The sequence below is a fragment of the Mesorhizobium sp. M1A.F.Ca.IN.020.06.1.1 genome (genome assembly GCF_004023265.1).
Taxonomy (GTDB): Bacteria; Pseudomonadota; Alphaproteobacteria; order Rhizobiales; family Rhizobiaceae; genus Mesorhizobium.
Genome location: NZ_RZSR01001288.1, coordinates 1 through 1,301 on the forward strand (window position 1 = coordinate 1; position 1,301 = coordinate 1,301).

General features: G+C 65.8%; 2 protein-coding genes and 1 pseudogene. 2 read left to right on the forward strand and 1 reads right to left on the reverse strand.

All coding sequences use genetic code 11. From position 1 onward, the window contains the following. Positions 1 to 19 precede the first annotated feature (19 nt). Positions 20 to 619, forward strand: a complete 600-nt coding sequence (locus EOA60_RS33340) for a cytochrome (ubi)quinol oxidase subunit III (protein ID WP_128312637.1) — start codon at positions 20 to 22, stop codon at positions 617 to 619. After that, positions 616 to 1,026 (forward strand): cytochrome o ubiquinol oxidase subunit IV, encoded by a 411-nt coding sequence (gene cyoD / locus EOA60_RS33345; RefSeq protein WP_095778315.1) that lies wholly within the window; start codon positions 616 to 618, stop codon positions 1,024 to 1,026. The genes EOA60_RS33340 and cyoD overlap by 4 nt, the downstream gene beginning before the upstream one ends. 121 nt (positions 1,027 to 1,147) lie before the next feature. Here the strand turns inward: cyoD and EOA60_RS39965 are convergent. Next, positions 1,148 to 1,301 (reverse strand): annotated as a pseudogene (locus tag EOA60_RS39965) (sulfite oxidase); the annotation flags it as partial.

Below are 1,301 nucleotides of genomic sequence, written 5' to 3' on the forward strand. Positions count from 1 at the left end.
TGCGGGACACGGCCATGGCCTGCTCTCGGCGACCGGCCACGGCCAGGGCGGCCCGGCCTCGAAGTTCGTCACGGTGGCCTACGGGTTCTGGATCTTCCTCTTGTCCGACATCATCATGTTCTCGGCTTTCTTCGCCGCTTATGCGGTCCTGTCGACGGCGACCGCCGGCGGGCCATCCGGCAAGGAGCTGTTCGAGCTGCCGCGCGTTGCGGCGCAAACGGGGCTTCTGCTCACATCGAGCTTCACCGGGGGGCTGGCGACGCTCGCGACGCAGCGCCGGTCGATGGCCGCCACCCAGTTCTGGCTTCTGGTCACCGGCCTGCTCGGCGCTGCCTTCCTGTTCCTGGAGGTGCAGGAATTCGCGGTGATGGCGAGCGAGCAGGCAGGCCCTTCGCGCAGCGCCTTCCTGTCAGCCTTCTTCGCCCTTGTCGGCTGCCACGGCACCCATGTCGGGCTCGGCCTGCTCTGGCTCGGCACCATGATGGCGCAGCTCTGGGTGAAGGGCTTCCGGCCGGAGATACTGCGCCGGCTCCACTGCTTCGGCCTGTTCTGGCACGCCCTCGACATTATCTGGGTCGCCATCTTCACCCTGGTCTATCTCTTGGGAGCGTCGCCATGAGCGACATCGACAGCCGGACCGACGAGGAACTCGACCGCCGCGATTCGGCGCCGGGCGAGGAGCGCATCACCGAGCACGAACTGGCGGGAGGGCTGTCGGGCTACCTGCTCGGCTTCGGCCTCGCGATCCTGCTGACCATCGCCTCTTTCCTCGCCGCGCAGACCGGCCTGATCTACCAGCCGGCGGTGATCTCGGCCCTCGTGGTGCTGGCGATCGCGCAGATGGGCGTGCATCTGGTCTTCTTCCTGCACCTGACCACCGGGCCCGACAACACCAACAACGTGCTCGCGCTCGCCTTCGGCGTGCTGATCGTCGCGCTGGTCGTGATCGGCTCGGTCTGGATCATGGCCCATCTCAACCTGAACATGGCTCCGATGAGCGCCCATCAGGCCAGGATGATGCCATAAGGCGGCTCAACCCGCCGGCAGAGGCGTTCTCCCGCGTGGGTCGCCACCCGATCGACGTCATGACCCCATGCCAAAAGCATGGGGTCACATCGATGTCAGAGGTTTGATGGGCTTCCGCCGATCAGTGAATGGCAATGCGTCGCGTCACCTGACCGTTGCTTTCCCAGTAAGTGTGCTTCTTGGCGATGACGGGATCGTCCATTGCGGGTTGGACCTGCCCTCCGGTACTAACGGCGCGCGAGGTGACTGTGTGCTCTCCAGCGGAGGGCTTGGGC